Source organism: Afipia clevelandensis ATCC 49720 (assembly GCF_000336555.1).
GTDB lineage: Bacteria > Pseudomonadota > Alphaproteobacteria > Rhizobiales > Xanthobacteraceae > Afipia > Afipia clevelandensis.
On the sequence record NZ_KB375281.1, the window covers coordinates 3917998 to 3944059 of the forward strand.

The 26062-nt window shown below is 63.1% G+C and carries 24 protein-coding genes and 1 tRNA gene; 14 read left to right on the plus strand and 11 right to left on the minus strand.

The window, feature by feature from the left end:
- Positions 1-243 precede the first annotated feature (243 nt).
- From flbD to HMPREF9696_RS18840, 8 genes are all read right to left on the minus strand, one after another.
- Positions 244-1620 (minus strand): sigma-54-dependent transcriptional regulator FlbD, encoded by a 1377-nt coding sequence (gene flbD, locus HMPREF9696_RS18805; protein WP_002714633.1) that lies wholly within the window; start codon positions 1618-1620, stop codon positions 244-246.
- Positions 1621-1685: 65 nt separating this feature from the next.
- Positions 1686-2039, minus strand: a complete 354-nt coding sequence (gene fliN / locus HMPREF9696_RS18810; RefSeq protein WP_002714634.1) for a flagellar motor switch protein FliN — start codon at positions 2037-2039, stop codon at positions 1686-1688.
- The gene (locus HMPREF9696_RS18815) at positions 2036-2683 is read right to left on the minus strand and encodes a FliH/SctL family protein (protein WP_002714635.1); all 648 of its coding nucleotides are present in this window, start codon (positions 2681-2683) and stop codon (positions 2036-2038) included. The genes fliN and HMPREF9696_RS18815 overlap by 4 nt, the downstream gene beginning before the upstream one ends.
- Positions 2683-3783, minus strand: a complete 1101-nt coding sequence (fliG, locus tag HMPREF9696_RS18820; RefSeq protein ID WP_002714636.1) for a flagellar motor switch protein FliG — start codon at positions 3781-3783, stop codon at positions 2683-2685. Before fliG ends, HMPREF9696_RS18815 begins: the two co-directional genes overlap by 1 nt.
- A 6-nt stretch (positions 3784-3789) precedes the next feature.
- Positions 3790-5403 carry a flagellar basal-body MS-ring/collar protein FliF gene (gene fliF, locus HMPREF9696_RS18825; RefSeq protein ID WP_040302175.1) on the minus strand — a complete coding sequence of 538 codons (1614 nt, stop codon included), beginning with the start codon at positions 5401-5403 and terminating at the stop codon, positions 3790-3792.
- Between the two features lie 193 nt (positions 5404-5596).
- Positions 5597-5872: a CtrA inhibitor SciP gene (gene sciP, locus HMPREF9696_RS18830; RefSeq protein WP_002714638.1), complete on the minus strand. Its 276-nt coding sequence runs from the start codon at positions 5870-5872 to the stop codon at positions 5597-5599.
- Positions 5873-6065: 193 nt separating this feature from the next.
- Positions 6066-6773, minus strand: coding sequence for a flagellar hook assembly protein FlgD (locus HMPREF9696_RS18835; RefSeq protein ID WP_002714639.1), 708 nt, complete (start codon positions 6771-6773; stop codon positions 6066-6068).
- A 10-nt stretch (positions 6774-6783) separates the two neighbouring features.
- The gene (locus HMPREF9696_RS18840; protein WP_002714640.1) at positions 6784-8313 is read right to left on the minus strand and encodes a flagellar hook-length control protein FliK; all 1530 of its coding nucleotides are present in this window, start codon (positions 8311-8313) and stop codon (positions 6784-6786) included.
- 15 nt (positions 8314-8328) lie between these two features.
- On the opposite strand from HMPREF9696_RS18840, the gene HMPREF9696_RS21960 reads away from it, so the two are divergent.
- The 5 genes from HMPREF9696_RS21960 to HMPREF9696_RS18860 all read left to right on the plus strand — a co-directional run bounded on the left by HMPREF9696_RS21960 (position 8329) and on the right by HMPREF9696_RS18860 (position 11137).
- Positions 8329-8547: a hypothetical protein gene (locus tag HMPREF9696_RS21960; protein WP_210161307.1), complete on the plus strand. Its 219-nt coding sequence runs from the start codon at positions 8329-8331 to the stop codon at positions 8545-8547.
- Between the two features lie 59 nt (positions 8548-8606).
- Positions 8607-9779 (plus strand): tRNA 2-thiouridine(34) synthase MnmA, encoded by a 1173-nt coding sequence (gene mnmA, locus HMPREF9696_RS18845; protein ID WP_040302177.1) that lies wholly within the window; start codon positions 8607-8609, stop codon positions 9777-9779.
- A gap of 80 nt (positions 9780-9859) precedes the next feature.
- Entirely contained in the window at positions 9860-10498 is a 639-nt protein-coding gene (locus tag HMPREF9696_RS18850) for a class I SAM-dependent methyltransferase (RefSeq protein WP_002714642.1), read from the plus strand.
- A gap of 52 nt (positions 10499-10550) precedes the next feature.
- A complete protein-coding gene (locus tag HMPREF9696_RS18855) occupies positions 10551-10913 on the plus strand; it encodes a hypothetical protein (protein WP_040302178.1) in 363 nt (120 codons plus the stop codon).
- Between the two features lie 147 nt (positions 10914-11060).
- Positions 11061-11137, plus strand: a tRNA-Met gene (locus HMPREF9696_RS18860).
- Between the two features lie 78 nt (positions 11138-11215).
- Here HMPREF9696_RS18860 and HMPREF9696_RS18865 read toward each other — a convergent pair.
- Positions 11216-13255, minus strand: coding sequence for a YgiQ family radical SAM protein (locus HMPREF9696_RS18865; protein ID WP_040302179.1), 2040 nt, complete (start codon positions 13253-13255; stop codon positions 11216-11218).
- A gap of 278 nt (positions 13256-13533) precedes the next feature.
- On the opposite strand from HMPREF9696_RS18865, the gene HMPREF9696_RS18870 reads away from it, so the two are divergent.
- On the plus strand, positions 13534-14520 hold the full coding sequence (locus HMPREF9696_RS18870) for a Bug family tripartite tricarboxylate transporter substrate binding protein (protein WP_002714645.1): 987 nt from the start codon (positions 13534-13536) through the stop codon (positions 14518-14520).
- A gap of 10 nt (positions 14521-14530) precedes the next feature.
- Here HMPREF9696_RS18870 and HMPREF9696_RS18875 read toward each other — a convergent pair whose 3' ends face one another.
- Positions 14531-15193 carry a GntR family transcriptional regulator gene (locus tag HMPREF9696_RS18875; RefSeq protein WP_040302181.1) on the minus strand — a complete coding sequence of 221 codons (663 nt, stop codon included), beginning with the start codon at positions 15191-15193 and terminating at the stop codon, positions 14531-14533.
- Between the two features lie 222 nt (positions 15194-15415).
- On the opposite strand from HMPREF9696_RS18875, the gene HMPREF9696_RS18880 reads away from it, so the two are divergent.
- Both HMPREF9696_RS18880 and HMPREF9696_RS18885 read left to right on the plus strand, forming a co-directional pair.
- Positions 15416-16216: a phytanoyl-CoA dioxygenase family protein gene (locus tag HMPREF9696_RS18880; protein WP_002714647.1), complete on the plus strand. Its 801-nt coding sequence runs from the start codon at positions 15416-15418 to the stop codon at positions 16214-16216.
- A gap of 121 nt (positions 16217-16337) precedes the next feature.
- On the plus strand, positions 16338-17642 hold the full coding sequence (locus HMPREF9696_RS18885; protein WP_002714648.1) for an NAD(P)H-dependent oxidoreductase: 1305 nt from the start codon (positions 16338-16340) through the stop codon (positions 17640-17642).
- 4 nt (positions 17643-17646) lie between these two features.
- On the opposite strand, the gene HMPREF9696_RS18890 is transcribed toward HMPREF9696_RS18885, so the two are convergent.
- The gene (locus HMPREF9696_RS18890) at positions 17647-18009 is read right to left on the minus strand and encodes a nuclear transport factor 2 family protein (RefSeq protein WP_002714649.1); all 363 of its coding nucleotides are present in this window, start codon (positions 18007-18009) and stop codon (positions 17647-17649) included.
- 193 nt (positions 18010-18202) lie between these two features.
- On the opposite strand from HMPREF9696_RS18890, the gene HMPREF9696_RS18895 reads away from it, so the two are divergent.
- From HMPREF9696_RS18895 to HMPREF9696_RS18920, 6 genes are all read left to right on the plus strand, one after another.
- Entirely contained in the window at positions 18203-19369 is a 1167-nt protein-coding gene (locus HMPREF9696_RS18895) for an acyl-CoA dehydrogenase family protein (RefSeq protein ID WP_002714650.1), read from the plus strand.
- A gap of 110 nt (positions 19370-19479) precedes the next feature.
- Positions 19480-20013: a cupin domain-containing protein gene (locus HMPREF9696_RS18900; RefSeq protein ID WP_002714651.1), complete on the plus strand. Its 534-nt coding sequence runs from the start codon at positions 19480-19482 to the stop codon at positions 20011-20013.
- Positions 20014-20305: 292 nt separating this feature from the next.
- Positions 20306-21358, plus strand: coding sequence for an efflux RND transporter periplasmic adaptor subunit (locus tag HMPREF9696_RS18905; RefSeq protein ID WP_430642321.1), 1053 nt, complete (start codon positions 20306-20308; stop codon positions 21356-21358).
- 36 nt (positions 21359-21394) lie between these two features.
- A complete protein-coding gene (locus tag HMPREF9696_RS18910; protein WP_002714653.1) occupies positions 21395-24532 on the plus strand; it encodes an efflux RND transporter permease subunit in 3138 nt (1045 codons plus the stop codon).
- A 28-nt stretch (positions 24533-24560) separates the two neighbouring features.
- Entirely contained in the window at positions 24561-25184 is a 624-nt protein-coding gene (locus HMPREF9696_RS18915) for a TetR/AcrR family transcriptional regulator (protein ID WP_002714654.1), read from the plus strand.
- 179 nt (positions 25185-25363) lie between these two features.
- Positions 25364-25981 carry a flavin reductase family protein gene (locus tag HMPREF9696_RS18920; RefSeq protein ID WP_002714655.1) on the plus strand — a complete coding sequence of 206 codons (618 nt, stop codon included), beginning with the start codon at positions 25364-25366 and terminating at the stop codon, positions 25979-25981.
- Positions 25982-26062: the final 81 nt, after the last annotated feature.

Sequence of the window (26062 nt, forward strand, 5' to 3'; positions counted from 1 at the left end):
GCTTTGCTGAGGGTCTAGGGAGTATGGGTCCCCGCCTTCGCGGGGACGACATCTGTTATGTTGTAAGGTGCTAGCGGAACATTGCTGTAGTGGTGTGTTCACATCGTCCCGCTCTTGCGGGGAGAGGTCGCGAGCAATAGCGAGCGGGTGAGGGGCAGCTTGCTGAATTTGCCCCTCACCCGGAGTCTTCGCTGCCGCTCAGTCTCCGACCTCTCCCCGTAAACGGGGAGAGGTGGAAAGGGATCAGGCCGCCGCCGCGCCACGCATGTCGCCGGAATTCGGCGGCGGGATCGGCTGGCCGTCGTCGGCATATTCATTGAGCTTGTTGCGCAGGGTGCGGATCGAGATGCCGAGAATGTTTGCGGCATGGGTCCGGTTGCCGAGGCAGTGCTTCAGCGTTTCCAGAATGAGATCGCGCTCGACATCCGCCACGGTGCGGCCGACCAGCGCGCGGGTCACCTGTTCGGCGGCGAAGGTCGCATGCGCCACGGCGGGCGGCGTCTTCGCGGTGTCGAGGCGATCCCCATCCGGCGAAATGATCGCGTCGGCGCCGATCTCGTCGCCGTTCGCCATCAGCACCGCGCGGTGCATGGTGTTTTCCAGCTCGCGGACGTTGCCCTGCCAGCGGTTGGTGGTGAGCACGCGGCGCGCATCCGCCGAGATGGGCCGCAGCGGCACACCGTTGGCGTCCGCATACTTCTTCACGAAGTGCTGGGCCAGTTCGAGAATGTCGGCGGGGCGGTCACGCAGCGCCGGAATCTTCAGGTTCACGACATTGAGGCGGAACAGCAGGTCTTCGCGGAACGTGCCGGCCTTGACAGCATCGGCGAGATTTCGGTTCGAGGTCGCGATGATGCGGATGTCGACCGGAACGGGGCGGGTGCCGCCGACGCGGTCGATCACGCGCTCCTGAATGGCGCGCAGCAGCTTGGACTGCAGCCGGACGTCCATTTCCGAGACTTCGTCCAGCAGCAGCGTGCCGCCGGTGGCTTCCTCGAACTTGCCGATGCGGCGCGCAATGGCGCCGGTAAACGAACCTTTTTCATGACCGAACAATTCGGATTCGAGCAGGTGTTCGGGGATCGCAGCGCAGTTGATCGAGATGAACGGCTTTTTCGCCCGGTTGGAGCGGGTGTGAACGTAACGCGCCAGCACTTCCTTGCCGGTGCCGGATTCGCCGGTGATCATGACGGACGCATCGGAACCTGCGATCTGCTGCGCCAGCTTGACCACGCGGGCCATGGCGTCATCGCGATAGATCAGGTCACGGGAATCGTTGGCGACCGCGGCAAGGACTGCTGCGATCAGCTCCGGATCGGGGGGCAGTGGAATGTATTCTTTCGCGCCGGCATGAATGGCGGCAACGGCCGCCCGCGCATCGGTGGTGATGCCGCAGGCGACGATCGGAACGTGGATGTGTTCGGCTTCCAGCCGGATCACCAGATCGCGGATGTCGAGGGCGACATCCACCAGCAGCAGGTCGGCGCCCTTGCCGCCGCGCACCACGCGCATCGCCTGTTCCGAATCCTCGGCGTGAGTCACCGTCGCGCCATTGTCCATGGCGATCTTGGTGGCGGTGGTGAGCTGGCCCTTGAGCGTGCCAACGATGAGAAGCCGCATGATGGTCTCCTGTTATTCTCTTGTTCGTCGTCCGGGCCATTTCCGGCGCCGGTGTCATGTTGGGTTTAAGAGCGTTCCGCCTTGATGATTTCGGTCATGGTTACGCCCAGCTTGTCCTCGACCAGGACCACTTCGCCGCGCGCGACCAGCCGGTTGTTCACGTAGATATCAATCGCTTCGCCGACGCGGCGGTCCAGTTCGAGCACGGTGCCGGGACCGAGCTTGAGCAGATCGGCGACATCCATCTTGGAGCGTCCGAGTACGGCAGAGACCTGAACCGGGACGTCGAAGACGGCTTCGAGGTCCTGGGCGATGCGGTTGACGTAGTCGTTGTCGTCGAACAGCGTGTGGTCGTCCGGCAACGGGGCGTCGCTGGCGTTGAGATCGGGAAGCGGGACGTTGGTGTCTGTGTCGCTCATGGCAAGTCCTCATGGCCGGGGAGGCCGGCCTGATTGCGGGACGCCAGATAGCGCCCCACGAGTTCGTTGATCTTGGCGTCGATGGTGGAGCGGTCGAGGGTCACGCCGCCGTCCGCCCATTCGATCTTGCAGTCGCCGGTGGCGATGTCCGGCTCCGCCAGAATGACGAGCTTGCCCTCGAATCCGCTCTGCTTCGCGAGTTGCTCGATGCGCGCGCGTGCGGCGTCATACAGGGCGTCATTGATCCGCACCACGAGATGCGGGGTTGCGGTCAGATGCCGGAAGCAGTCGCTCACCAGCGCCATCATTTCGGTGAGCGGTTCGGCGGCGATCAGTTCGGTGCAGAGCTTGCGGGCGACCGCAAGCGCCACGTCCACCGCCTCGGTCTCCATCCGCTCCTCGATGGTCGAGAACCGGCCGGCGATGGACCTGATGGCAATTCCGATTTCCTCCAGCGCGAGCGCGGCGCGGCGATCGCTTTCGGCTCTGGCTTCGTGACGGGCGGCGTCGAAGCCCGCGCGGTAGCCGCGTGCCTCGGCGTCCGCGATTTGATGCGCGACCTCGGCGGCGCTCGCCACGCGCTCCTTGGCGGCGTCTGGCGCCGCGAAGTCGAGGTCGAACAGGAATTTTGCGGGTGCGCCCATCAGTACACCAGTTCGTCGTCAGCGCGGTTTTTCTGCAGCATGATTTCGCCCTTGGCAGCGAGATCCTTGGCGAGATTGACCAGCAGCGCCTGCGCCTCGTCCACATCGCGCAGACGCACCGGACCCGCGGCCGCCATGTCGTCCATCAGCATCTTGGCGGCGCGGCTCGACATGTTGCCCATGAAGAAGGTGCGCACGGTTTCGTTGGCGCCCTTCAGCGCGATGCCGAGCTTGTCCTTGTCGACATGGCGCATCAGCGTCTGCGCGGAGCCGGCGTCGAGTTTCACCAGATCGTCGAAGGTGAACATCAGCGCCTTGATGCGCTCCGCGGATTCGCGGTTCTCTTCCTCCAGCGAAGTGATGAAGCGGGTTTCGGTCTGGCGGTCGAAATTGTTGAAGATTTCCGCCATAACCTCGTGGGCATCGCGGCGGCGGGTCTGCGACAGGTTCGACATGAATTCGACGCGCAGGGTCTGTTCGACGCGCTCGATGACTTCCTTCTGCACGGCTTCCATTTTCAGCATGCGGCTGACGACGTCGAGCGCCATGTCCTCGGGCAGGATCGCCAGCACGCGCGCGGCGTGTTCGGGCTTCAGCTTTGACAGCACCACCGCGATGGTCTGCGGATATTCGTTCTTGAGGTAATTGGCGAGAACCTCTTCCTGCACGTTGGAGAGCTTTTCCCACATGTTGCGGCCTGCGGGGCCGCGGATTTCGTCCATGATGCCGTTGACCCGGTCTGATGGCAGATATTGCTGCAGCAGCCGCTCGGTGGCGTCGAAATTGCCCATCAGCGCGCCGGAGGCCGACATCCGCGAAACGAATTCGAGCATCAGGTCTTCGACCACATCGGCTTCGACGGTGCCGAGCGAGGACATCACCACTGAAAGCTCGCGCACCTCGTCGTCGTCGAGCATCGACCAGATCTTGCCGCCATACTGTTCGCCGAGCGCCAGCATCATGATGGCGGCGCGCTTGGGCCCGGACAGAGGTGCGGTCTTGGCGCGGCCGTTCTGACGGCTGGCCAGCGTCGCGACGACACCCGCGATATCGTTGGTGTTCTGCGCGTTGCTATTGGTGAGCGCGGGTGCGTTTGCCATGTCGGATCAAGCCGGTTCGGAAAGCCACTGACGGATGATGGAGGCGGTCTCGTTCGGGTTGCGGTCGGCGAGTTCGCCGACGCGGTGCACGGACTGGGCGTGCACCTGGCCCTGCACCTGCGCGACGTCGATCATCTGCGCGGTGGCGTTGTTGGGAATCTGCGGCTGATGGGCAGGCTGTGGCGCCGCTTCGGGCAGCGGCAGCGGCGCGGGCGCCGGCGGAGCCGGGTCCGCGGCCAGCACGCGCTTGAGCAGCGGGCGCACCACCATGAACACCACGATGATGCTGAGGATCAGCATGACGCCAAGTTCGACGAAATACATGATGTCGTCCTTGGTGAACTGGAACATGCCGAGGAAGCCCTTCGGCGTTTCCGCCGGGATCACCGAAGGCACGTCCGCGAAGCGCAGGTTGACGACTTCCACCTGGTCGCCGCGCTTTTGCTCGAAGCCGATGGCCGAGCGGACCAGCGTCGCAATGCGGTCGAGGTCTTCTTTCGAGCGCGCCGCATAGACGACCTCGCCCTTGTCGTTCTTGGTGTAGCTGCCGTCCACCAGCACGGCGACCGAAATGCGATTGACCCGGCCGGCTTCGGTCACTTCCGTCTTGGTGACGCGGGAAATCTCGTAATTGTTGATTTCCTCGCTCTTCTTGCTCTGGTCCTTCGCAGTGGAGCCAGCGCCCTGTCCCTGTCCGCCCGGCAGTTCGTTGTTGACGGTGACCTGGCCGTCGTTGGCGTTGGCGGTGGCGGCGGATTCCTCGCGCGATTGGCTGGAGCGCAGCACGCGGCCTTCAGGGTCGAACTTGTCCGAGGTCTCGGTGATCTTGTTGTAGTCGAAGTCGGCGGTGAGCTGGACGCGGGCGCGGCCCGATCCGACCACCGAGGACACGATGGCCTCGACCTGATCGCGCATGCGCTTCTCGAACGCGGCGCGGCGTTCGTCGCCGCCGCCGCCGTCTGCCGCGCCGTCACCGGCGGCGCCGTTGGCCAGCAACTGGCCGGTCTCGTCGACAATGGAGACGCGCTGCGCCTTCATGCCGTTGACCGCGGAGGCGACGATGTGTCGGATGGCGCGGACTTGCTGCGGTTCGAGCTGGCCGCGCACGCGCAGCACGATGGAAGCCGACGGCTCCGGCGTCTCGCGGGAGAACAGCGGCCGTTCCGGCAGCACCAGATGCACGCGCGCGGCCTGAATCCGGTCGATACCCTTGATGGTTCGGGCCAGTTCGCCCTCGAGCGCGCGCAGGTGATTGATATTCTGGACGAAACTGGTGGAGCCGAGGGCGTCGGACTTGTCGAAGATTTCGTAGCCGATGCCGCCGCCCTTGGGCAGGCCGCCCTCGGCGAGCTTCATGCGCAGGCGGGTGATCTTGTCCTTCGGCACCTGGATCACGGCGCCGTCGTTCTTCATTTCGTAGGGAATGCCCTGGCGTTCCAGGTCCTTGATGATCGCCGAGGAGTCTTCATAGGAGAGATCGGTGAACAGCGTGGCCATCGGCGGGGTGGTGACCCGCATGATGACAAAGCCGAAGAAGCCGACCAGCGCCAGCGTGACAGCGGCCATGGCCGCCATCCGGGCCGCACCCAGACCTTTCAGGAAGGAAAACAAACCCTGCACGAACCACCCCAAAGATTCGGCTCACACGCCGACTGGGCAGAATTTGCCTATCTATGGTTTCCATATGGTTAACGCCGGTTAACGGGTGAGGAGAAAACAGGGACATGCCGAAAACCGGCCTCTCAGGGAGGGGCCGGTTTTCGGAAAATTCGCTGGAAAATGGTCAGGAGCCGTGCGCGAAGCGCCGGAAGGCTTACTGGCGGTACTGCTGAATGCGGGTGGTGCGGAGGCCCGCCAGGCCATGCTGGTCGATGGAGAACTGCCAGGACAGGAATTCGTCAACAGTCAGGGTGTAACGGCTACAGGCTTCCTCGAGGGAGAGGAGGCCGCCGCGCACAGCGGCCACAACCTCGGCCTTGCGGCGGATCACCCACCGTTTGGTACCGGGCGCGGGAAGGTCCGCAATCGTCAGCGGACTGCCATCTGGCCCGATGACGTACTTCACCCTCGGGCGGTGGGGTTCTGTCATGGTGTACTCACAAACTCGAAACAACTGAACTCGTGGGAACAACCTACGCTTCGCGGCTTAAAATTTACCTAAACCCAAGCGTCCAATACGATTCTCCTTCGATCTGCCCAAAACGGGACAGGCCGGCTCCGCGAGGAACCGGCCTTCCGATGACAAATGAGAATGGCGGGGACGACTATCAAGCGGCTCAGCGTCAGGTTGACGATGCGGCCTTCACCACGCGCTTGATCTGGTCGAGGGTGTAGTTCTTGCCGCCGATCGACAGCAGCGCCGGGCTCGCGGTGAGATCCACCGAATCAACCGTGCCCTGCACCTCGGTGGAGATTGCGATGTCCTTGCCGTTGGTGTCCTTCGCGGTGACCGTCATCTTGTAGTCACCAACCGGCCATTGGGTACCGTCATTGCCCTTGCCATCCCAGACGAAGCTCGAATTGCCCGAGCCGATGGCGAAGTTGCCCGAGTAGGCGGTCTGGCCCGCCGAATTGGTGATGGTGACGGTTGCGTTCGAGTTCGACGGCGCGCTGAAATTCCAGGTCGCATTGCCGTCGAAATGCGCGGTGCTGCCATCGACCGCCACGGTCTGGCCGACGAACACCAGCGCCTGGGTCGATTGCGCGGTCTGCTCGATCTTCACCAGCGACTCGAGCTGGCTGTTCGACTTGAGCTGCTGTTCGACCTGCGCGAACTGCACGAGCTGCTGGGTGAACTGGTTGGTGTCGAGCGGATCGAGCGGGTTCTGGTTCTGCAACTGCGTGGTCAGCAGCATCAGAAAGGACTGGAAGTTATCCGCAAGCGTCGCGCCGCTGGTGCTGCTGCCCGAACTCGAATTGCTGGAAGAATTGCTGGTCGTCGCGGGTGCCGAGGTCGGCGTCGTCGCGATGGTTGCTGCATCGACAGCCATAATCGTCTCCTCAGATCCTGATATCGACGCCGCTGCTCGCCCCGAGCATGCGGCCATAGGTCCGCCCCGCGATCTGCGCGGGAATGGTGTCTTCCTCGGCGATCACGACACGCTGGGAATTGCGGCCGGAGCCGTTGTCGCCATCGCGGCCGGACGATGATTGGTCGCGCAGGCTGAACTGCAGTCCGGAGTCGCCGGTCTTCAGGCCCGCGTCTTCCAGAGCCTGCTGCAGGCGGGGTGCGTCATTGCGCAGCATGTCGAGCGTGGAGGGACGTTCCACCGTCAGATGCGAGGTGACGTTGCCGTGCTTGTCGACATCGAGGCGCACGTCGATCCGGCCGAGCTCGGCGGGATCAAGGCGGATTTCAAAGCGGCTGTTGCCGCCCGCGGCGCGCAGCGCGATGTCGGCGGCAAGGCCGTTGAGCGGCACCGGCGCATCGGCGAGCGTTGAATTCGCCGTCGGCACCGGAATCGCGGTCAGATTTGCGGCGTGGGTCTGGATCGGCTGTTGCTGCGGTGTGGCGGAAGGCGGCACCAGCGCCGGGTCGGTGGGCAAGGCGTGCTGGGGCGCCGGAGCAGCGGCGCGGTGTTCCGCCTGCTGCGCGGTTTTAGCAGCGTGCTTTGATGAATCGGTCTCCGTCGAACCGGCTTCCGAAGCGGTCTTTTCGTGCGGCTGCGATTTGTCGCCGCCCTGCTCAGGGCCGGTTTCCGGCTTGATGGCCTGATCCGTTACGGGCTTGGCAGAGGGATCGGCGGCTTGCTTGCTATCCTTGCTGTCCTTGGATGGCGAAGTCTCGTCATTCTTCGCGACGGCTTCGGCCTTGCCGCTGTCGGACGGCTTGATGATCTGCACCGCAGTGGAAACCGCCGTGGCGGCTTCCGGCGTTGCGGTGGCTTCCGCTGCCGCCGACGGGTCCGTTGTGGCGGCTGCGCTGGCGGCAGTTCCATTTGTGGTAGCCGCGGTTTGCGCGACAGCGGTTTCGGCAGATGCGGTGACGGTGGAGAAACCGGTGATCGCGGCCGTCGCCGCGCTTGCCGTCGCAGATGCGCTCTCATCAGGCGCGGCGGTGACCGGTGTGGCAGCGGCAGCAATCACGACCGCGACGGGGTCGGTCACAATGGCGGGAATGACGGAAGCGGCGACGGCCGTTGCCGCGTCGCTGTCCGTTGAGGTGTCATCGGACGTGGTGTCGCCGGATTCGGACTTGGTCTTGCCTGAGGATTTGCCGCCGGTGGTGGACGCATCCGCTGTCTTCGCGGGTTCGGCATCCTGTTGGGCCTTGCCGGAATCGTCGTTTGCAGCGGTGGCCGGCTTGTCGGATGGCTGCCGGTCATTGGCCGGAGGCGGCGCATCGGTTCCGCGCGTATCTCGGCGCGGGGCATCAGGTGCAGGACGGGACGGGCGGTCGCTGTCGGCGGCCGCATTGCTGTCCACCAGCGCGGCAAAGCCGTCCGGGGACGACTGATCGGCGCGCGCCTGGCGGGGCTGCGGATCAAAAGCGGGTTTGGATACGGCGGGTTCCGGGGTGACGCTGAACACGGGCGGCCTTTCACAATGAGTGCCACCTCTGTTCAGCAAGGACCGGGCCATTGTGGAACGAGAAAAATACCAAATAAATTCAATTGGTTGCGCGTTGCTATCGAATCTCATGCCGCCGGAATCGCCGGTGGCTTTCTGCCCGGCGGCAAGAATTTCCTGCCGGAAACGGCCGGTTTCATTGGAATAGATCAAGGCGGACCGCGATTGCCTCGGGCAGGGTCGGACTATAAGTAAAGTGCCAACCGGTGACCGTTGGCGTAAGCGGTTCCGGCAACAGCAAGATCGGCCTTATCATGCTCAACAGCCTCGACCTCGAAGGTCGCCCGGAAGACACCCGGGTCGTCGTCGCCATGTCCGGCGGCGTCGATTCCTCGGCGACGGCTGCGCTGCTCAAGGCTGAAGGTTACGACGTCGTCGGCATCACCTTGCAGCTTTACGATCATGGCGCCGCGACCCACCGCAAGGGCGCCTGCTGCGCCGGTCAGGATATTCACGACGCGCGCGATGTCGCGGCGCGGATCGGCATTCCGCATTACGTGCTCGATTACGAAAGCCGCTTCCGCGAGTCGGTGATCGAGAGCTTCGCCGAGAGCTATGTGCACGGCGAGACGCCGGTGCCGTGCATCGAGTGCAACCGCTCGATCAAGTTTCGCGATCTGCTGTCGACCGCCCGCGAACTCGGCGCCAAGGCGCTTGCCACCGGACATTATGTCGCGTCGCGCCGGCTTGAGGATGGATCGCGCGCGCTGGTTTGCGCCGCCGATGCCGACCGCGACCAGAGCTATTTCCTGTTCGCGACAACGCAGGATCAATTGGCGGACGTGCGCTTTCCGCTTGGCGACATGACCAAGGCGCAGACCCGCGAACTGGCGCGCCGGTTTGGATTGTCAGTCGCGGACAAGCACGACAGCCAGGACATCTGCTTCGTGCCGACCGGCCGCTACACCGACGTGATCGAGCGGCTGAAGCCGAATGCGATGGAGCCGGGCGATATCGTCGATCTGGAAGGCCGCGTGCTCGGACGCCACCAGGGCATTGTCGGCTTCACCATCGGGCAGCGCCGCGGCCTCGGCATCGCCGCCAGCACGCCGCTCTATGTCGTGCATCTCGATGCAAAGACGCGCCGTGTCGTGGTCGGTCCGCGCGAAGCGCTGAACGTGCGCAGGATCATGCTGCGTGACGTCAACTGGATCGGCGGCGGCGACCTCGACAGCGCCATTGGCGAAGGTCTCGAAATGTTCGTGAAGGTGCGCTCCACCCGTCCGGCGCAGCCGGCCTGGCTGCGCCGTGTCGGCGGCCATTACGAAGTCGAACTCGTCGACGGCGAGGAAGGCGTTTCCCCGGGACAGGCCTGCGTGTTCTACGATGCGCCTGCGGGACAAGCCCGCGTTCTCGGCGGCGGCTTCATCAGTGCAGCCCAGCGCGTGCAGCGCGCCGCGACCGTGCGCGAAGCCCTTGCCGGATAACATTTGATCCTCCAAGAATAGAGAAACGTCCGGAAGATCATGCCGGAACAAGAACGGTATTGCGTATCAGGGTGGGGGACATGACCAACGACATCGATCGGGCCGGAGTGGCGAAGGCTTACGCCGCCTGGGCTCCGATCTACGACATGGTGTTCGGCAAGGTGTTCGATGAGGGCCGCAAGTCCACCATTGCGGTTGCGGACGCGATCGGCGGACGTGTGCTCGATGTCGGGGTCGGGACGGGATTGTCGCTGTCGGACTATTCGCGCTCAACAAAACTCCACGGCGTCGATATTTCCGAGCCGATGCTGCGCAAGGCGCAGGAGCGGGTGCGCGCGCACAACCTGACCAATGTTGAAACGCTCTCGGTGATGGATGCGAAGAATCTCGCATTCCCCGATGGCGCGTTCGATGCAGTGGTGGCGCAATATGTGATCACGGCAGTGCCGGATCCCGAAGCCACGCTCGATGATTTCATGCGTGTGTTGAAGCCCGGCGGCGAACTCATTCTGGTGAATCACATCGGCGCCGAAAGCGGCCCGCGGAAAATCTTCGAGCTGTGCTTCGCGCCGCTGGCGCGGCGGTTGGGCTGGCGTCCGGAGTTTCCATGGGAACGGCTGGCGAACTGGGCCGCCAAGCATGGCGGCGTGACACTGATCGAGCGCCGCCCGATGCCGCCGATGGGACATTTTTCGCTGATCCGCTATCGCAAGGGCTGATCGCGCGAGTGCTGTGAAGGGAACATCCGCGCCGCTGCGCCGTTTCCTTGCCATGACAGTGAAACTTTCATGCATGATCAGTGCGGCGTGTGTGCTGCTGCCGGCGGTGAGTGTCGCGCAGGCGCCCCCTGCGCCCGCCACGCCGCAAGCGCAGACCGCGCCGCCAAATCTCGAGCGCGCGACGAATTGCGTGCCGACGGAGCCGGTTCCGCAGGAGGGCACCGTCGCCCCGCGCGGCTCGACCACGGGGCGCGCTGAAACGCTGGGCGAGAAGCTGGCCAAATCCGACGGCGTACTCTGTCCCCCGCCGGGCATCGATCCCGACATGCACGCGCCCACCCCGAAAGGTGGCGCCATGCAGGTGATTCCGCCACCGGGCAGCCCCAGCGGCGATCCCTCGGTCCGTCCGAAGTGAAAATTTCGCCCTGTGATGCAGGCTTTTGGCGGAAATTCCCCCTGAACCCGCAATGATATGGGGCTGGGCGCCGTCATTGCTTGACAGGCATTTGGGTGACTTCTTATATGCCGCCGTTCGCGACCGCGAAGGCGGTTCCGGCACCGTGGCGAGGTAGCTCAGCTGGTTAGAGCACGGGAATCATAATCCTGGGGTCGGGGGTTCGAGTCCCTCTCTCGCTACCATTCATTCGCGCCGCAACGGCACGCTTATCTGCAACATCCCGCCATCAAGTCACGAGAACGCGGTCACTTGCGCACCGATCACTTGCGTATCGGCACGCCCTTTGTGGTGAAGCGCTGCATCCGGCCGTTGCGGACGGGACGGCGCGTACCGGCGGCCTTGCCGGTGCCCGGTGGCTGATGCGCCGGCACCAGTTGATCCGGGCGTGAGCCGATCAGATCGGCGCGGCCCATCTCCTTGAGTGCCTCACGCAGCAGCGGCCAGTTGTCCGGATCATGATAACGCAGGAATGCCTTGTGCAGCCGGCGCTGGCGGAGACCCTTGATCGCCTCGACCTTCTCGCTCGCGCCGTGCCGCACGCCGCGCAGCGGATTGACGCCGGTGTGATACATCGCGGTGGCGGTCGCCATGGGCGAGGGCAGGAAAGTCTGCACCTGATCGGCGCGGTAGCGGTTTCGCTTCAGCCACAGCGCAAGGTTCATCATGTCCTTGTCGGTTGTGCCCGGATGCGCCGCGATGAAATACGGGATCAGGTAGTATTTCTTGCCGGCCTGTTTCGCCGCGGCCTCGAACATTTCCTTGAAGCGATCGTAAGTGCCGATGCCCGGCTTCATCATCTTGTCGAGCGGGCCGCGCTCGGTGTGCTCCGGCGCGATCTTCAGGTAGCCGCCGACATGATGCGTCACGAGTTCCTTGACGTATTCGGGACTCTTCACCGCAAGGTCATAGCGCACACCGGATGCGACCATCACTTTCTTGATGCCCTTGGTCTCGCGCACCTTGCGATACAGGCTGATCAGTTCGTCATGCGAGGTGTTCAGGTTCGGACAGATGTCGGGGAACACGCAGGATGGCAATCGGCAGGCGGCCTCGATCTTCGGGTCCTTGCACGCCATCCGGTACATGTTGGCGGTCGGCCCGCCGATGTCGGAGATCACGCCGGTGAAGCCGGGCGTCTTGTCGCGGATGAGTTCGATTTCTTGCAGGATCGAGCGTTCCGAACGGTTCTGGATGATGCGGCCTTCATGCTCGGTGATGGAGCAGAAGGTGCAGCCGCCGAAGCAGCCGCGCATGATCGTCACCGAAAACTTGATCATGTCCCATGCGGGGATTTTCGCATCGCCATAGGAGGGATGCGGCGCGCGGGCATAGGGCAGATCGTAGACGGAATCCATTTCGTCCGAGGTCAGCGGGATCGGCGGCGGGTTGAGCCAGAGATCGCGGTCGCCATGTCGCTGCACGAGCGCGCGTGCATTGCCGGGATTGGCCTCGCGATGAAGCACGCGCGAGGCGCGCGCATAGGCTTCCTTGTCCTGCTCGACCTGTTCGCAGGATGGCAGGCGGATCACTGTCGCGCCGGACTGGCGGCTTGCGCCTTCGTCGGCAGAGTCCAGATCATCGGCATGAAGTTCGGTGTAGTTCTCCGGCACGCGGCGAAACAGAGCGACGCCGCGCACGTCGTCGAGATCGTGCGGCGCGTCGCCCGCCGCGAGCCGGTGCGCGACTTCGACGACGGCACGTTCGGCATTGCCGTAGAGCAGCAGGTCCGCCTTGGCGTCCGCAAGAATGGAGCGGCGCACTTTCTCGGACCAGTAATCGAAATGCGCAATCCGGCGCAGCGAGGCTTCGATGCCGCCGAGCACGATCGGCACATCCTTGAAGGCTTCGCGGCAGCGCTGGGCATAGACGATGGTGCAGCGGTCCGGCCGCTTTCCGCCTTCGCCGCCCGGTGTGTAGGCGTCGTCGCTGCGGATGCGTCGGTCCGCCGTGTAGCGGTTGACCATGGAATCCATGTTGCCGCCGGTGACGCCGAAGAAGACGCGCGGCTTGCCGAGCGCCTTGAACGGCTCGGCCGAATGCCAGTCCGGCTGTGAGATGATGCCGACCCGGAAACCTTGCGCCTCCAGCAACCTGCCGATAATCGCCATACCGAAGCTCGGATGATCGACATAGGCATCACCTGTCACCAGCACGATGTCGCAGGCGTCCCAGCCGAGCGCCGTCATTTCGGCGCGACTCATGGGGAGGAACGGCGCGGCCTTGCCGGAATGGGTCCGGCCCGGCGCGCGGGACATCAGAGGTGTTTGGAACTGTGTTTGGGCCTGAGCGAGAGCTGTCATGGCGTCACGCATAAGTCTCCGGGCTTGCGAATTCAACCGGCGGGCACGCCTTAATTGCAGGCGCGGGCGTAGCGAGCCTCCAGCCTGGCTGACGATGTTGATGTTTTTGCAGCCCCGGCCGCAGGTTTCGCCGCCCCTCGTTCTTTCACTTCGTCCAACCCTGCAAGGACGACGACGCATTCGCCTGCGTATGGCAATGCGCCATTCTGTCCCGCCCGCCACCCATGGCGGAGCGATGGGGATCGGATACGCTTCCTGAAAAATTCAGGGAGGAAACCATGTCGACCAGTATCACGCGCCGCCGTTTCATCGCGTCCGGTTCAGCCGTTGTCGCAATGCCGTTTCTGTCGCGCGCGGGCACAGCCCAGGGCGCATGGCCCTCACGGCAGATCCGGATGGTTTGCAGCTATCCCGCGGGCGGCCAGACCGACCTGCTGGCGCGGGCGTTCGGCGAATTCATCGGCAAGCAGGTCGGGCAGACCGTCGTTGTCGAAAACAAGGCGGGCGCCTCCGGCTCCATCGGCGCCGGCGAAGTCGCGCGCGCCGCGCCTGACGGCCACACCATTCTCTGCTCCATCTCCACCACCTATGTGATGAACCGGGTGATGATGAAGAATCCGGGTTACGACATGGACAAGGACCTGACACTTGTCAGCGTCATTCCGGGCGCCGGGCTTCTGCTGGTCGCGAGCCCGAAGTCCGGCGTCAAATCGCTGGACGATTTCGTCGCGTTCGCGCGCAAGAACAAGGTAAATTTCGGAACCTACAGCGCGGGCTCCGCGCCGCACATGACCGTTAACGAACTCAACAAGCAGTACGGCCTCAGCGTCGAGCCGGTCCACTATCGCGGCGAAGCGCCGATGTGGACCGGGCTTGCGGAAGGCACGCTCGATGTCGCCATGGGCAGCTATACGGCCGCGCAGGCCGTCCTGCAGAACAACACCGGCGTCTTGTTCGCCGTGCATTCCAAGAAGGTCGATGCGATTCCGGCCGTCAAAACCCTGCCCGAGCAAGGCGCGACCTCGAAATTCTTCACCGTCAGCGGTTTTTCCGGCTGGGCGCTGCCGAAGGCCACGCCGCAGCCGATTGTCGACAGGCTGTCGGAACTGATTGTGGCCGCGAACAACGACCCGAAGGTGAAGGGCGTTCTCACCACATTCGCGCTGGAGCCGGCGATCGGCTTCAAGGAGACCAATGCGCTCTATCAGCGCGAATTGCCGGTCTGGATGGACAGCGCAAAGTCGCTCGGGCTGGAGCCGGTCTAGAGCGGGCCAGTCACACTGGCGTTGAATGATCCGCCTGTCCGGCGCGCTCAAAGGCCTCGACCAGATGCCGCCGCATCAGTTCGGCGGCGGCATCGCCGTCGCCGCGGATCATCTCGTCCAGAATGCGGCCGTGCTCTTTCCAGACGCTGATCGACATGCCGGGATGGCGCAGCACTTCGCCCATGGCGCGGCGCAGATGCCGCCAGTGCAGCCGCATCGTCTCGGCGATCAACGGATTGCCGGAGAGTTCGTAGATGAAGGAGTGGAAGTCCATGTCGGCCTGCAGGCTGGCGCGGCTGTCGCCAGCGGCCACCTGCGCCGCGCCATGGTCGATCAGCGCGCGTCCCCGCGCGACCGAATCCCTTGTTAGACGCGGCGTCGCCAGTTTCACCGCAAGCGGCTCCACCGCCGAGCGGATCTGGTAGATCGCGGCGAAGAAGCCCGGATCGACAGCGGTGACGGTCAGCCCCTGCCGGCCCTGCGCAAGAAATCCCTGCGCTTTGAGGACAGCGAGCGCATGGGTCACCGGCTGGCGTGAGACGTTCAGCCGCGCGGCGATGCTTTCCTGTGTCAGGCGCTCACCCGGCTTGAACATGCCATCGCACAGGGCATCGAGGATCACCTCATAGACCTGATCGACCAGACTTTTCGGCGGGGTCAGGGACTCGAGCACGTCGTCTCCAAAAGTGTCGGGCCTCAAACGGGAATTGGCCTCCAGCGGAATCATGCGCTGCGCGGCAGCATGGTTGCTGCTTGACAGGGTGGGGTGCAAGCCGCATCCTGAGTTTAGAATACTGAATTCAGAATGCAATACTGGCGCACCGCAAGAGTTTGCGGCGCCGGATAAAGAGAACGACAACCGGGAAACGACCTGAAACAAACAAGGAGGATCGTCATGAAACTGACCCCCGCACAGCTCGAGCAATTCACCACCGAAGGCTGGCTGTTCTTGCCCGAGCTTTTCACGCCCGAGGAGGTCGAGGTCCTGCGGCGCGAGGCGGTGTCGATCTATGACGAGCAACGCCCCGAAGTCTGGCGCGAGAAGAGCGGCGCGCCGCGGACCGCCTTTGCCGCGCATCTTTATAATGAAGCGTTCCGTCTTCTCGGCGCACACCCGCGCATGATCAATCCGGTCGAGCAGGTCTTCGGCGAGAAGGTCTACATGCACCAGTACAAGATCAACGCGAAGTCGGCGTTCACCGGCGACGTCTGGCAATGGCATCAGGACTATGGCACCTGGAAGCGCGACGACGGCATGATGTTGCCGCGCGCGATGAACATTTCGATCTTTCTGGACGAGGTGATGCCGATCAACGGGCCGCTGATGCTGGTGCCGAAGAGCCATAATGCCGGCGACCTCAAGGCCGCGCATGATCTGCAAACCACGTCCTATCCGCTGTGGACGCTGGACGAGGAGACCGTGACCCGCCTTGTCCAGGAAGGCGGCATCGTTGCGCCGACCGGCAAGCCCGGCGGCATGCTGATGTTCCATGGCAATCTGGTGCACGGCTCGTCCGGCAATATCACGCCGTATCCGCGCAAGATCGTGTACCTGACGCTGAACGCTGTCTCGAACTATATCCGCACGCCGACGCGGCCGGAGTTCATCGCCCATCGCGACTTCACTCCGATCGAGACGGTGGATGACGATGCACTGATCCGCTACGCGCGCAGCCATCGTCAGGCTGCGGAATAGCACTCCTCGTCATTGCGAGGAGCATTTGCGACGAAGCAATCCAGTCAGTTTGAGAGTGGATTGCTTCGCTTCGCTCGCAATGACAAGGTGACAGCCATCTTTCTTCCAAGAGTTCGTCTCCATGAATCTCCATCACCTTCTCGAAAAGCGCCATGCGGCGGGAAAGCCCGTGCGCGTTGCGCTGATCGGTGCGGGCAAGTTCGGCTCGATGTTTCTCTCCCAGGTGCCGCATACGCCGGGCCTCGAAGTGCCGGTGATCGTCGATCTCGAACCGGAGCGCGCACGCGACGCCTGCCGCACGGTGGGGTGGGATGATGCGCGGATCGCCGCCACCACTTTTACCAAAGACGGTGCTGCCGCAATCGGCGGAAATATCGAAGTGGTTGTTGAGGCGACGGGCAATCCGTCCGTCGGTATTCGTCATGCGCGCGCGGCCATTGTCGCGGGCAAGCATATCGTCATGGTCAATGTCGAAGCCGATGTGCTGGCGGGTCCGCTGCTGGCCGAGGAAGCGCGCACGGCGGGCGTGGTCTATTCGCTCGCTTATGGCGATCAGCCCGCGCTCACCGCCGAAATGGTGGATTGGGCGCGCGCCACGGGTTTCAAGGTTGTCGCGGCGGGCAAGGGCACGAAGTATCTGCCGATCTATCATGACGTGACGCCGGCAGGTGTCTGGGGACATTATGGCCTGACGGCTGCCGAGGCGCAGTCCGCCGGCATGAATCCGCAGATGTTCAACTCGTTTCTGGATGGCACCAAGTCCGCCATTGAAATGGCGGCCATCGCCAATGCCACCGGCCTCGATGTGCCCTCGACGGGTTTGCTGTTTCCGCCGTGCGGTGTCGACGATCTGCCGCATGTGATGCGCCCGAAGGACAAGGGCGGTGTGCTGGAAAAGTCCGGCGTGGTCGAAGTCGTTTCGTCGCTAGAGCGCGACGGGCGTCCGGTGTTCCGCGATCTGCGCTGGGGCGTCTATGTCGTGCTGGAGGCGCCGAACGATTACGCGGCGGATTGTTTCAGGCAGTATGGCTTGAAGACGGATTCCTCCGGGCGTTATGCGGCGATGTACAAACCGTATCATCTGATCGGACTTGAACTGAATATCTCAGTGCTCTCGGCGGCGCTGCGCCATGAGCCGACCGGGCAGCCGCAGGGCTTCCGCGGCGACGTCGCCTCCGTCGCAAAGAAGAACCTGCGCGCCGGCGAAATGCTCGACGGCGAGGGCGGCTATACGGTCTGGGGCAAGCTCATGCCTGCCGCGGAGAGCCTCAGGACAGGGGCGTTGCCAATCGGTCTTGCGCATCACGTCAAGCTGACGAGAGACGTTGCGCACGGCGATGTCTTGCGCTGGTCGGATGTGGAAATCGACGCGAGGGATGAGACGGTCGCTTTCCGCCGCGCGATGGAAGCGAGGTTTTCGCTGTAAGCCTTCAGCGCGTTACATGCGCCGAGACCGCGAGCCACTGGCCGCCGATCCTGGCCCACACATCCGTATAGCGTCCGCCGCCCTGGCTGCCGTCCGGCATCAGATAGGTTGTGCGGGCGTGGATGATGGCGACATCGCCGATGATGCGGATCAGCACATCATCGGCTTTCAGATTTTTGATCGCGACCGGCTGCGCGGTCTGTTTCAGGAATCCGGCGCGGTCCACCAGCGAGCGGTCGGGATTTGAACAATAGAACTCCGGGGCCAAGATCTCGTCGAAGCGTTTGACGTCGCTGTTCTGAACCGAATCGATGTAGTCGCGGTTGAGGCCAACGAGGATGTCGTGATCGGTCACTTTCTGGTCCATGACAGCGACTCCGGTGCCGGGTTCGAGGTTGCCCAACCATATCCCTGTGCTCCGTTTCGGCAAGCGAAACCCAAGTGCTCCGCCCTGCATCACACGCAGGGGGCGCTGCGCTGCAAAAGACCGCGAAACCCTTGCTCAATCCGCCGGGTCACGTATGTCTCGGTTCCGTCATGTCATGCAGGGGCCGGTCACAATGGACTTCGCTTTAAGCTCGCAACAGGAATCCATTCGCGACGCGATTCTGAAAATCTGCGCCCGGTTCGACGACGTCTACTGGCTGGAAAAGGACCGCACCGGCGGCTTTCCGCACGAGTTCTACGATGCAATGGCGCAGGCGGGCTGGCTCGGCATCTGCATTCCCGAGGAATTCGGCGGCGCGGGCCTCGGCATCATGGAAGCGGCAATCATGATGCGCGCGATTTCGGAATCCGGTGCAGGCATGTCCGGCGCTTCCGCGATTCATATGAATGTGTTCGGCCTCAATCCCGTGGTGGTGTTCGGCACCGATGAGCAGCGGGCGCGCATGCTGCCGGGCATCGTCGAAGGCCGCGAGAAAGCATGCTTCGGCGTCACCGAACCCAACACCGGGCTCAACACGACGCAATTGAAAACCCGCGCGGTGCGCAAGGGCGATAAGTATATCGTCAACGGCCAGAAGGTGTGGATTTCGACGGCGCAGGTCGCGCACAAGATCCTGCTGCTCGCGCGCACGACACCGCTGGAAGAGGTGAAAAACCCGACCCATGGCCTCAGCCTGTTCTATGCGGATTTCGACCGCGAGCGCGTGAAGGTGCACGAGATCGAGAAGATGGGCCGCAAGGCCATCGACTCCAACGAATTGTTCTTCGCGGACTTTGAGATTCCGGCGACGGATCGTATCGGCGAGGAGGGTCGCGGCTTCGAGTACATTCTGCACGGCATGAATCCGGAGCGTGTCCTGATTGCCGCCGAAGCGGTAGGTCTTGGCAAACTGGCGCTGGATCGCGCGGCGGCTTATGCCCGCCAGCGCATCGTGTTCAACCGGCCGATCGGACAGAACCAGGCAATCCAGCATCCGCTGGCGAAGAACTGGATCGACCTTGAGGCCGCGTGGCTGATGACCATGTCTGCGGCGTGGCAATACGATCAGGGATTGCCGTGCGGTCCGGCCGCCAACGCCGCGAAATATCTTGCGGGTGAAGCCGGTTTCGATGCCTGTCAGCAGGCGGTGATGACTCACGGTGGTTTCGGCTACGCGAAAGAATATCATGTGGAGCGCTATCTGCGCGAAGTGATGATTCCACGGATCGCGCCGATCAGCCCGCAACTCATTCTCAGCTTCATCGGCGAGAAGGTGCTGGGATTGCCGAAGTCGTATTGAGCGGACACACACCCGCCATGACGGCAGGCGCGTTGACGCCGCGCCCCGCATCTGTTGATTTGCGATCAAGCCCGCGCTGCAGTGCGCCACAAACTGAACGGAAGCAAGCCATGTCCGGATCGCACGATCACCATCACGCTCACGATCACTCGCACGATCCTTCCCACGCGCATGACGACGAGCGCTGGAAGCACGACGGCGTGCGGGTCATTCCCGGCAATCAGCTCGATCCGAATGTGCCGTCCACTGCGGGCATGGACCGCAAGGCCGCGATCAACTTCGCGCGCGTCGGCGCGCAGAAGCTGTGGGCCGGAACGGTGTCGATCAAGCCGGACGCGAAGACCGGCGCGCACCATCATGGCCACCTTGAAAGCATCATCTATGTGGTGAAGGGCAAGGCGCGCATGCGCTGGGGCGAACATTTGCAGTTCACTGCGGAAGCCGGGCCGGGCGACTTCATCTTTGTGCCGCCTTACGTGCCGCATCAGGAAATCAACGCCAGCCCTGATGAAGTGCTGGAATGCGTGCTGGTGCGCAGCGACGGCGAGGCGGTCGCGATCAATCTCGACATCGAGCCGGTCGAAAAGCCGGAGACGGTGCTGTGGGTCGACCCGATTCATCGTGATCCGGCCGCGAAAACCTGAAAGGTCCGGATTTCGCGATCCGCCGCCGCCGATGCCCGCGCCTGTCGCGGGCATTTGCATTCCTGGGGCTGTTTTCTCCGATCACGTTTCCTTGCGCGGAAGGCCCGCCGTGGCGGGAGTTTACATTTCCGGTTCCAGAGCAATGGTTTACCCTGCGGCATTCTGACTAGTGACGATTATTGACATTCGTCAGTCGTTATAAGAAGCTCCTGGAACCTTCCAAGGGGAGCTTCCGATGCCGCGCATGTCGATATTGTCTTTTAAGGCCAATGCCTTGCCAGTTGTTGGCGTCATGGTTTCGGCGCTTGCGCTGGGAGCCTGCAGCAAGGAGCAAGCACAGGAGAGCGACAAGGGGCGCCCGGTGCTGGTCTCCACGGTCCATTATGAGGCGCAGTCGCCCGAGCGCAGTTTTGTCGGCACCATCCGTCCCCGTATCGAGACCGACATGGGCTTCCGCGTGCCCGGCAAGGTCGCCAAGCGTCTTGTCGAAGTCGGGCAGATGGTCGATGTCGGCCAGCCGCTGGCGACCCTCGATGAAGTCGATCTCAAGCTGCAGGCCGAACAGGCCGACGCCGAACTGAGCGCGGCCAAGGGTGTGGTGTCACAGGCTATCGCCGCGGAAGGCCGGGCCAAGGAACTGCGCACCAAGGGCTGGTCCACCGATGCGCAACTCGATCAGGCCAAGGCGGCCGCCGACGAGGCGCGGGCGCGGCTCAATCGCGCCGAACGCTCGGTCGAACTCACCAGAAACTCACTCTCTTACGCGAGCCTCGTTGCCGACGCGCGTGGTGTGGTGACCGCAACCCTGGTCGAACCGGGGCAGGTGGTTGCGGCAGGTCAGACCGCCGTGCGCGTCGCCCGCTCCGCTGAAAAGGAAGCCGTGGTGGCGATCCCCGAAACGCTGGTCGCCTTCGCCAAGACCGGCGCAGCCAGCGTCACGCTGTGGTCGGAGCCCGGCAAGAAATACGCGGCGAAGCTGCGCGAGATCGCGCCGACTGCCGATCCGGCGACCCGCACCTATCTCGCAAAATTCTCTCTGCCCGGTGCGGACGACGCTGTCTCGCTCGGCATGACCGCGACGCTGACGCTGGCGGATCCCGCCACCGAGCGCGTGGCGCGGCTGCCGCTCTCCGCATTGTTCAGCCAGGGCGAGGGGCCGTCGCTCTATGTCGCGGACAGCAAGACCGGTTCGGTTTCGCTGAAGCCGGTGACCGTGAAGGCTTACGAGAGCAAGGACGTGATCATCACCGGCGGCGTCGAGGAAGGCGCCAGCGTGGTGGTGCTCGGTGTGCAAAAGCTCGATCCGGCCCAGAAGGTCCGTGTCGTTTCGTCACTGTCGTTCTAACGCAACGCCTATCCCCCGCAGACCTACGAGGGTCCGATGAAGCGATTCAATCTCTCCGCCTGGGCCGTGGCGCACCCGACGCTGATCCTGTTCTTCATCGTGATGCTCGGCATCGCGGGGTTCTTCTCCTATGAGCGGCTGGGCCGCGCGGAAGACCCGTCCTTCACCATCAAGGTCGTCATCCTTAACGCGATCTGGCCCGGGGCCACCGCGAAGGAGATGCAGGCGCAGGTCGCCGATCCGATCGAGAAAAAGCTGCAGGAACTGCCTTACTTCGACAAGGTGCAGACCTATACCAAGCCGTCGTTCGTGGCGATGACGCTGACCTTCAAGGACAACACGCCCGCGAAGGATGTGCCGCAACTGTTCTACCAGTTGCGCAAGAAACTCGGCGACATCAAGAATGACCTGCCGCCGAATCTGGTCGGGCCGAACATCAACGACGAATATGGCGACGTCGATTCGATCCTCTACATGATGACAGGCGAGGGCGCAGACTATGCGCAGCTCAAGAAGGTCGCCGAAGGCCTGCGCCAGCGACTTCTGAAGGTCGAGAACGTCACCAAGGTCAATCTCTACGGCACGCAGGACGAGCGCGTGTTTGTCGAGTTCTCCCATGCCAAGCTCGCCACGCTCGGCATCACCACGCAGGCGCTGTTCGATTCGCTCGCCAAGCAGAATGCGGTGGTGCCGGCCGGTACGGTGGAAACGTCATCCCAGCGCGTGCCGCTGCGCGTCACCGGCGCCTATGACAGCGTGAAGGCTGTGGCGGAAACGCCGGTCGAGGGCAATGGCCGGGTGTTCCGGCTCGGCGACATCGCCACCGTGACTCATGGGTTCGTCGATCCGCCGACCTATCAGGTCCGGCAGGAGGGCAAGCCCGCGCTCGGCATCGGCGTGGTGATGGCCAAGGGCGCCAACATTCTCGAACTCGGCGAGAAGGTTCAAAAGGCGACCAGTGAATTCATGGCCGCCGTGCCGCAGGGCATCAACATCGAGCAGATCGCGGATCAGCCGAAGGTGGTCGAGCACGCGGTGGGCGAATTCGTGCACTCCTTTATCGAGGCGCTGGCGATCGTGCTGTTCGTGAGCTTCCTCGCGCTCGGCTGGCGCACCGGCATCGTGGTGGCGCTGTCGGTGCCGCTGGTGCTGGCGATTGTCTTTATCGTGATGAACGCGATGGGCATGGACCTGCACCGCATCACCCTCGGCGCGCTGATCATCGCGCTCGGCTTGCTGGTCGATGACGCCATCATCGCGGTGGAGATGATGGTGGTGAAAATGGAGCAGGGTTGGGACCGCGTGAAGGCGGCCTCTTTTGCCTGGGAATCGACTGCGTTTCCGATGCTCACGGGAACGCTGGTCACGGCCGTTGGCTTCCTCCCCATCGGCTTTGCCAATTCGTCCGTCGGCGAATATGCCGGCGGCATCTTCTGGGTGGTGGCGATTGCGCTGGTGGCCTCGTGGTTCGTTGCGGTGATCTTCACGCCCTATATCGGCGTCAAGCTGCTGCCGAACTTCAATCACGGCAAGCACAACCACGATCCGCACGCAATTTATGAAACGCGGATGTACCGCGGCCTGCGCAAGGTGATCGAGTGGTGCGTGCGCCGCCGCGGCACGGTGGTGCTGGCGACTGTCGGCATCTTCGCTCTGTCCATCGTCGGCTTCGGCCATGTCCAGCAGCAGTTCTTTCCGTTGTCGGAACGTCCCGAACTATTCCTGCAGTTGCGCCTGCCGGAAGGCACCGCCTTCAACGTCACCAAGGACAGCGTGAAGAAGGCCGAAGCGCTGCTCAAGGACGACAAGGATATTGTGACCTACACGACCTATGTCGGGCAGGGCTCGCCGCGCTTCTGGCTCGGCCTCAATCCGCAATTGCCGAACGAGGCGTTCTCGGAAACCGTGATCGTGTCGAAGGACGTCGCCGCGCGCGAGCGCATCAAGGCAAGGCTGGAGAAGGCGGTGGCCGACGGCGCATTGTCGGAGGCGCGCGTGCGCGTCGATCGCTTCAATTTCGGCCCGCCGGTCGGCTTCCCGGTTCAGTTTCGCGTGGTCGGTCCGGACACCAAGACGGTGCGCGATATCGCCTATCAGGTGCGCGAAGTGATGCGTGCCAACGACAAGGTGGTTGATCCGCATCTCGACTGGAACGAGCAGACGCCCTACCTCAAGCTCGCCGTCGATCAGGACCGCGCCCGTGCGCTCGGTCTGACGCCGCAGGACATCTCGCAGTCGCTGGCCATGCTCATCTCCGGCGTGCAGGTGACGACCCTGCGCGACGGCATCGAGAAGGTCGGCGTAGTCGCCCGCGCGGTGCCGTCGGAACGTCTCGATCTTGCTCATGTCGGCGATCTGACGATCTATGCGCGCAATGGCGTCGCCGTGCCGCTCTCGCAGGTGGCCAAGATCGAATACGCCCACGAGGAGCCGATCCTGTGGCGGCGCAACCGCGACATGGCGATCACGGTGCGCGGCGATATCGTCGACGGCGTGCAGGCGCCCGACGTCACCAATGCAATCTGGCCGAAGTTGGAGGGCATCCGCAAGAGCCTGAAGCCGGCCTACCGCATCGAGATCGGCGGTGCGATCGAGGAGTCCGAGAAGGGCAATGCCTCGATCAACAAGCTTTTCCCGCTGATGGTGATCGGCATGCTGACGCTGCTGATGATCCAGTTGCAGAGTTTCTCACGGCTGGTGCTGGTGTTCCTGACCGCGCCGCTTGGAATTGTCGGCGCCTCGCTCGGGCTGAACGTCGCCGGAAGCCCGTTCGGCTTCGTGGCGCTGCTCGGCCTGATCGCGCTGGCCGGCATGATCATGCGCAATTCGGTGATTCTGGTCGATCAGATCGAAACCGACGTGGCCCATGGCCTGACCCGCCGCGAGGCCATCGTCGAGGCCACGGTACGGCGTGCCCGCCCGGTGGTGCTGACCGCGCTGGCGGCGATCCTGGCGATGATTCCGCTGTCGCGGTCGGCCTTCTGGGGTCCGATGGCGATCACCATCATGGGTGGATTGTTCGTTGCAACATTCCTCACCCTGCTGTTCCTGCCCGGCCTCTATGCGCTATGGTTCAGGAAGAGTCTGGACGAGCGCGGCGAGGGCGAGATTCCGGTGCCCGCGCAACCGGGCCAGATTCAGCACGCGCCACCGCTGGCGCATGCTGCGGAATAAGTGACTAGATACGAGACTTAGAAACAAGATGGCTCTGCTTCACGACGATACCGAAACGGAAATGAGGTGCCGCATTCTCGCGACAGCTGAGCGGCTGTTTCGCGAGCTCGGCTATCTCAAGACAACCGTCGCGGACATTGCCAAGACGCTGAAGATGTCGCCGGCGAACGTCTATCGCTTCTTCGACTCCAAGAAGGCGATTCATGAAGGCGTGGCCCGGCGGCTGATGGCGGAGGTGGAGGATGCGGCTGAAGCGATTGCCGCCAAGCCGACACCGCCGGTCGAACGCATGAAAGAGTTGCTTGCGACCGTCAGCGTCATGAATGCCGAGCGCTTTGTCGGCGATGCCAAAATCCACGAGATGGTCGCCATCGCGATGGAAGAAAGCTGGGACGTCTGCGACGCCCACATCCAGCGCATTATCATGTCGATCGGTGCGGTGATCGCCGATGGCGCCAAGGCCGGTGTCTTCAAGGTCACGGATATCGAGCTTGGCTCGAAATGTGTCTGCGCCGCCATGCTGCGCTTCTTTCATCCGCAGATGATCGAACAGAGCGCGAAGAAGCCGGGGCCAAGCCTCGATCAAATGATAGACTTTATCATCGCCGGCCTTACGCTGGGCACGCCCGATCTCTCGGGTGGCGCTCGCTAGTGGTCCGATTCTAACATTCGCATCTCGTTTCAGCAGGCATTCTGCGAATGTTAGAATCAAGGGACCACTAGCAAAATATAAGTTTCTGGTGGAGTTTAGGATTTGACATTCGCTTTGAGGACTCGCTGCGAGCGGGGTGCGAATGTCAAATCCACTCCACCAGGCAGGCAAGGCAGGTCATGGCTGATATTCACTATTACGAACCTTCAAAGGGCCACGGCCTCCGGCACGATCCGTTCAACGCCATTGTCGGCCCCCGGCCCATCGGTTGGATCGCCTCGAAGGATGCCAAGGGGCATGTCAATCTTGCGCCCTACAGTTTCTTCAACGCATTCTGTTATGTGCCGCCGATCATCGGCTTTTCGTCCACCGGCTGGAAGGACAGCGTTGCCAATATCCAGGAAACAAAGGAATTCACCTGGAATCTGGTGACCAAGCATGTCGCCGAACAGATGAACATGACCTCGGCGAGCGTGCCGCACGAGACCGACGAGTTCACGATTTCCGGATTGACCAAAGCGCCGAGCCGCAAGGTCGATGTGCCCCGCGTCGGCGAAAGCCTCGTCTCGTTCGAGTGCAAACTGACCCAGATGATCCAGCTCCAGGGAGCAGATGGCAAAAAGGCCGATGCCTGGGTGACGTTCGGCGAGGTCGTCGCGGTCCATATCGACAAAAGCCTGATCCGGGATGGGGTTTACCAGACCGCCGAGGCTTACCCGATCCTCCGTGCAGGGCGGATGGGCGACTATGCCCAGATCCGACCCGACATGATGTTCGAAATGGTCCGGCCGCGCTGAGTTTGCACGGCGTCTCAAGTCCTTGTGACATCTGAGTGATTACGACGCAGGCCGGAACGATCCGGCTGCGCGCAGGTTATT

Bases quoted from the DNA above. Each gene is read 5' to 3' on its own strand.
- flbD (WP_002714633.1), bottom strand. From the start codon at position 1,620: ATGCGGCTTCTCATCGTTGGCACGCTCAAGGGCCAGCTCACCACCGCC.
- fliN (WP_002714634.1), bottom strand. From the start codon at position 2,039: ATGAGCGACACAGACACCAACGTCCCGCTTCCCGATCTCAACGCCAGC.
- HMPREF9696_RS18815 (WP_002714635.1), bottom strand. From the start codon at position 2,683: ATGGGCGCACCCGCAAAATTCCTGTTCGACCTCGACTTCGCGGCGCCA.
- fliG (WP_002714636.1), bottom strand. From the start codon at position 3,783: ATGGCAAACGCACCCGCGCTCACCAATAGCAACGCGCAGAACACCAAC.
- sciP (WP_002714638.1), bottom strand. From the start codon at position 5,872: ATGACAGAACCCCACCGCCCGAGGGTGAAGTACGTCATCGGGCCAGAT.
- HMPREF9696_RS18835 (WP_002714639.1), bottom strand. From the start codon at position 6,773: ATGGCTGTCGATGCAGCAACCATCGCGACGACGCCGACCTCGGCACCC.
- HMPREF9696_RS21960 (WP_210161307.1), top strand. From the start codon at position 8,329: ATGAGTGCCACCTCTGTTCAGCAAGGACCGGGCCATTGTGGAACGAGA.
- mnmA (WP_040302177.1), top strand. From the start codon at position 8,607: ATGCTCAACAGCCTCGACCTCGAAGGTCGCCCGGAAGACACCCGGGTC.
- HMPREF9696_RS18850 (WP_002714642.1), top strand. From the start codon at position 9,860: ATGACCAACGACATCGATCGGGCCGGAGTGGCGAAGGCTTACGCCGCC.
- HMPREF9696_RS18855 (WP_040302178.1), top strand. From the start codon at position 10,551: ATGACAGTGAAACTTTCATGCATGATCAGTGCGGCGTGTGTGCTGCTG.
- HMPREF9696_RS18865 (WP_040302179.1), bottom strand. From the start codon at position 13,255: ATGACAGCTCTCGCTCAGGCCCAAACACAGTTCCAAACACCTCTGATG.
- HMPREF9696_RS18870 (WP_002714645.1), top strand. From the start codon at position 13,534: ATGTCGACCAGTATCACGCGCCGCCGTTTCATCGCGTCCGGTTCAGCC.
- HMPREF9696_RS18880 (WP_002714647.1), top strand. From the start codon at position 15,416: ATGAAACTGACCCCCGCACAGCTCGAGCAATTCACCACCGAAGGCTGG.
- HMPREF9696_RS18885 (WP_002714648.1), top strand. From the start codon at position 16,338: ATGAATCTCCATCACCTTCTCGAAAAGCGCCATGCGGCGGGAAAGCCC.
- HMPREF9696_RS18890 (WP_002714649.1), bottom strand. From the start codon at position 18,009: ATGGACCAGAAAGTGACCGATCACGACATCCTCGTTGGCCTCAACCGC.
- HMPREF9696_RS18895 (WP_002714650.1), top strand. From the start codon at position 18,203: ATGGACTTCGCTTTAAGCTCGCAACAGGAATCCATTCGCGACGCGATT.
- HMPREF9696_RS18900 (WP_002714651.1), top strand. From the start codon at position 19,480: ATGTCCGGATCGCACGATCACCATCACGCTCACGATCACTCGCACGAT.
- HMPREF9696_RS18905 (WP_430642321.1), top strand. From the start codon at position 20,306: ATGGTTTCGGCGCTTGCGCTGGGAGCCTGCAGCAAGGAGCAAGCACAG.
- HMPREF9696_RS18910 (WP_002714653.1), top strand. From the start codon at position 21,395: ATGAAGCGATTCAATCTCTCCGCCTGGGCCGTGGCGCACCCGACGCTG.
- HMPREF9696_RS18915 (WP_002714654.1), top strand. From the start codon at position 24,561: ATGGCTCTGCTTCACGACGATACCGAAACGGAAATGAGGTGCCGCATT.
- HMPREF9696_RS18920 (WP_002714655.1), top strand. From the start codon at position 25,364: ATGGCTGATATTCACTATTACGAACCTTCAAAGGGCCACGGCCTCCGG.